This is a genomic window from Photobacterium sp. BZF1, from assembly GCF_014349205.1.
Classification (GTDB): domain Bacteria; phylum Pseudomonadota; class Gammaproteobacteria; order Enterobacterales; family Vibrionaceae; genus Photobacterium.
The window spans coordinates 1-4,741 of record NZ_JACSOF010000252.1 but is presented as its reverse complement, the minus strand read 5'-3'; the positions used below and the strand labels follow the sequence as shown (position 1 = coordinate 4,741).

4 protein-coding genes are annotated in these 4,741 nt (G+C 43.6%); all 4 read right to left on the bottom strand.

Annotation, left to right across the window (positions count from 1 at the left end; translation table 11 throughout):
- Positions 1–240: 240 nt before the first annotated feature.
- A complete protein-coding gene (locus BIZ37_RS29490; RefSeq protein WP_187464578.1) occupies positions 241–1,407 on the bottom strand; it encodes a nucleotide sugar dehydrogenase in 1,167 nt (388 codons plus the stop codon).
- Between the two features lie 186 nt (positions 1,408–1,593).
- Complete coding sequence (locus BIZ37_RS29485) at positions 1,594–2,967, bottom strand: MBL fold metallo-hydrolase RNA specificity domain-containing protein (RefSeq protein WP_187464577.1); 1,374 nt, start codon at positions 2,965–2,967, stop codon at positions 1,594–1,596.
- 913 nt (positions 2,968–3,880) lie between these two features.
- Positions 3,881–4,075: a hypothetical protein gene (locus BIZ37_RS29480; RefSeq protein WP_187464576.1), complete on the bottom strand. Its 195-nt coding sequence runs from the start codon at positions 4,073–4,075 to the stop codon at positions 3,881–3,883.
- On the bottom strand, positions 4,068–4,442 hold the full coding sequence (locus BIZ37_RS29475; RefSeq protein WP_187464575.1) for a hypothetical protein: 375 nt from the start codon (positions 4,440–4,442) through the stop codon (positions 4,068–4,070). The genes BIZ37_RS29480 and BIZ37_RS29475 overlap by 8 nt, the downstream gene beginning before the upstream one ends.
- Positions 4,443–4,741 lie beyond the last annotated feature (299 nt).

Below are 4,741 nucleotides of genomic sequence, written 5' to 3'. Positions count from 1 at the left end.
CTGTGGTCCTGTGGTCCTGTGGTCCTGTGGTCCTGTGGTCCTGTGGTCCTGTGGTCCTGTGGTCCTGTGGTCCTGTGGTCCTGTGGTCCTGCAGGCAGCATTTATGGATAGCTATTAAGACGTCAAGCTTTTACTTCCGCTTTTCCGGAAACCAGCTACTTCCAGACTAGCTATTTACTTAATAGGACCTCAGAACCGAAGCACCACAGAACCGCTTCACCCCATAGAACCGTTCTTAACTCAATCCGCCCCGAACAGGTCGCGGGTGTAAACCTTCTCTTCGACGTCAGCGAGTTCTTCTGCCATACGGTTGGAGACAATCACGTCAGAGATTTGCTTGAACTCTTCAAGGTCCTTGATCACCTTGGACTGGAAGAAGTCATCCTCTCTAAGTACCGGCTCGTAGACAACAACTTGGATACCTTTGGCCTTGATACGCTTCATGATCCCCTGAATAGAAGAAGCGCGGAAGTTATCGGAGCCCGCCTTCATGATCAGGCGGTAAACACCAACGATTTTCGGACGCTTGGCGATAATTGAATCGGCAATAAAGTCTTTGCGGGTACGGTTAGCATCAACAATCGCACCGATAATGTTGTTCGGTACCGACTGGTAGTTGGCTAGCAGTTGTTTGGTGTCTTTCGGCAAACAGTAACCGCCATAACCAAAGGACGGGTTGTTGTAATGGTTGCCAATACGAGGGTCGAGACCGACACCTTCGATGATCTGGCGGCTATCCAAACCGTGTGCCTCTGCATAAGAGTCCAACTCGTTAAAGTAGGCCACACGCATCGCAAGGTAAGTATTCGAGAACAGTTTAACCGCTTCCGCTTCGGTGGAGTCGGTGAAAAGCACTTGGATATCGTTTTTCTCGGCCCCCTGCACCAAAAGGTTAGCAAACACTTCAGCACGCTCGGACTTTTCGCCAACAATGATACGGGATGGGTATAGGTTATCGTATAGGGCACGGCCCTCACGCAAAAACTCTGGCGAGAACATTAGGTTGTCGCAGCCCAACTCGTCCTTGACTCGTTGGGTGTAACCCACTGGCACGGTAGACTTGATGATCATCACCGCTTCAGGGTTAACCGCCATCACATCTTTGATCACCGCTTCAACTGAAGAGGTATTAAAGTAATTTGTATGGGGATCGTAATCAGTAGGAGTTGCAATAATGACAAAATCCGCACTTTTATATGCTAGTTCCTTATCTGTCGTAGCCTTCAGGTTGAGCGTTTTCTCAGCTAGGTACTGAGATATCTCTTTATCTTCAATCGGAGAAACCGCCGAATTAATCAAGTCCACTTTTTCTTGGATAATATCCAAGGCTACAACTTCGTTATGCTGTGCCAACAATACGGCATTCGACAGGCCTACATATCCAGTGCCCGCTACGGTAATTCTCATTACTCAACCTCGATTTCTAGAGCGACCCAATAAACAGCACTCAGCGTTACTGAACAATTGTTCGCAATATTTTGACTCATTAATAATCTCACTAAGATGAATACTACTCTAGTTAATAAATAGAGCATAGCATCAAGCGTAGTTGAAAATAGCTAAGATCAAGTAAAGGTTAGCTTTGTTTAGTTTTTACCCGTTGGCAGACACCAGTATTTCACTGCCTGGCCGAACTTCACGCAATGCGCTTGCAAGCCCAAATTGCGCACGGTGATCGCCATGGACGAGATGGATTTTATTTGGCCCATGCCCGATATTGGAAACAAACTGAACCAGTTCATGCTTATCGGCATGGGCTGAGTAGCCAGGAAGGTTATGTATCTTGGCCATGACCTCAATAACCCTATCGTTAATCTTCACCCGCTTCTCACCTCTTGCAAGCGAGTATCCCAATGTACCTTTGGCTTGATAACCCACCATCACAATGTCAGTACGGGGATCGGGTAATAAAGCCTCGAGGTAATTCACTATCCTTCCACCACTACACATGCCGCTAGCGGCAACGATAATGGCGGGCTCACCGGTTGATTGGAGGCGATTTACCATAGATTGGTGCTGCTGGTGGGACTCCAGCGTAATACATTGCTCGAAAGACAAAGGATGCCGTCCACAACGCTTGCGGCTCCTTGCCTCTGTATCCCATAGGCGGTGGAATAAGTTATATTGCTCAGTTACCTCGCCAGCTAAAGGCGAATCCAATACCACCGGCAACTCCTGCCACTTCATCCGCTGTCGGTTAACTCGCAATAACGGCAGGACGGAACCGGCTATCAAGTTTTCGATATCAAACAGCAATTCCTGGGTACGGCCAACACTAAAAGCCGGGATCAGTATTGCGCCGCCATCTATCAAAGACTGCTCAATGATCTGCTTTAACTTATCAGATCGCTCTGACTGGCGTTCATGTGCTCTGTCCCCATAGGTGCTTTCAAGCACCAGTACATCAGCACGTGCTGGTGATACAGGGCCTACCAGCAATGGTGTGTTCGAAGGACCAAGATCACCCGAGAACACCACAACTTGTTCATCTGGCAGCACAACTTCGACAAAAGCCGAACCTAATATATGGCCAGCCTGACGGAAGTACAGGGTTAACCGGTCGCCATTAGGCAAGGTCATCGGGGCTTGGCAACCAAAGGGAACTGGGCGGAGCAGGCTTTTTATTAAGGAGAGGAAGGTATTGCGTTGGCTTTTGTTCAAGTTTAATTGGATTTTCAAACCATCATCGAGCATCAGGGGCAACAAGGCCGCTGTCGCTTCTGTCGCATAGATAGGCCCCCTGAAGCCTGCTGCCAACAACCAAGGGATCCGCCCAATATGATCGATATGACAATGGGTGATCACCAAAGCTTGGATATGTCCGACTGGAAATTCAATATCCAATACCTTTGGTGCTTCCTCGCCCTGAAACAAACCGCAGTCAACCAAAATACCATATTGTTGCCACCGCAGTTCATGGCATGAGCCCGTAACGCCTTCGTACGCACCGTGATGAACGATTTGCATAATATAGCTCCCAACCTAATGATTCTTTTGGGATCTTCGCTAAATCACCACAAGGCAACAGTCGCTAACGAAACAAGCCCGAGCGAGTTCACGAAAAAAACCGCTAATAATCAAATCAGCTGCATATTAAGGACAGATGTATCGAGGAAATGGGCGAAGGCAATACAGAAACTTAGATAGATTAAGAAAGAACAACAAATACAAGATAAACCACACCTACTATCAGCATTTTAGCCTTTGAAAACAACTGGTGCCTATCTACAATGAGGGTCATCATACCACGTATCGCCTTATTAATTATGGCAAACATTTCGTTAGGAAAAGTCACCATCTTGAAATTAATTTTTAAGATGCGTCTCAGTAATGATGCATGTATAACTACAACATTAATGTCTATATTCATGTAAAGAAAGTGACATATGTTAGAAATTTAATATCTTTTACCAATTAGTCCATGTGTTGGTATATTGGAGGACTTACAATGAAGGCAAATTTCAGTTTATCGACCGCTATATTGATAGTTAGCGGGTGTACAACAAACTTGGAACAACACGCTGATGAGTTTACAGATGCAAGCTTCGATTTATGCGGAACGATGAATCAAGTACAAGCCTTTTCCCGAGCAGAAAGCGGGAAAATTCGCGTAATTTGCCCAGAAAATAGATACTTCCTGTTAAACTCTACATCAACGCTTGTCTATATACCCGACTTGGATGGGGTGTACTGCAGTGGTAAAGGATTCAACACATTCAGGGAAAGGAAGGACAGTTTTTTATTTACATGTAGTGACCAATCCAGGTTCCATATTCCCAAATAATTCAATTTATCCAATAATTAACAACAAAGTATTGAGTAAATCTGAAATCTATATGTTTATAGCTATACTATAAGGCTAAATCAATCGGGCGTATAGTTAATTTTCTAACGAAGTAGAAAATATTTTTTTGACTTCAAGCAGTATATTCTTTTCATGCCTGATAAAATCATTTAACACTGATTGACTAGGTGTAAGGATCTTTTCAGGCACAGTTGAATTCGACCTCTCTTTCTTTGACTCTATTGCACTAACAACTGAAACTACATCAAATTCAGAAATAACTTTACTCACCACTACGACTCCTCTCTGAAATAGCATTAAAAATAGTTTCTATCTGTTCAAATCCAAAATTTCGATATAAAAACATTCTTAAGTTATTTGCTAGCGCTTCAGTGTTCACCGTGTCGGCAGCTTTACTGCTTGCGACATAAGTACTCAGCAAACCCACCAAAGAATACTCTACACTCTTTGGCAGTTTTTCACGCTTCACAAAATGCATAATGGTGCATACATCTTCCATCTGTAAAAGCGAATACAGACCTCTAACTTCTGCAAGGGATACCCCTGTATCAATAGTCAGTAGCCAAGATGAAAAACGACTGAAATACTCTTTTTCGTCAAAAAAAACTGTCAAATCAACACCCAGCAAAGTCATCAAACAGAAATTTGCGAACATTTATATTATAAAGGTTTCTTATAAAGATAAGCCGTCGCATTGGTGTGAGAACATATTAACGCCCATTGAAGTCAAATGCCAATTAATTATACCGAATTGTCATACCGCGACGCTATATACAGGCCAAATCTGTATATTTAGACATATCTGGTTAACGCTTTAGCACAAACATTTACCAAGGCTATATCTCTCGATAAATCAGTCATTTAAAGATATATAACAAGAGGGACAATATAAACAAGAATGATTATCGACTAGTTTGTAATATCGCTGTATATAAC

Coding starts and splice junctions, on each gene's coding strand:
- BIZ37_RS29490 (WP_187464578.1), bottom strand. CDS start 1,407: ATGAGAATTACCGTAGCGGGCACTGGATATGTAGGCCTGTCGAATGCC.
- BIZ37_RS29485 (WP_187464577.1), bottom strand. CDS start 2,967: ATGCAAATCGTTCATCACGGTGCGTACGAAGGCGTTACGGGCTCATGC.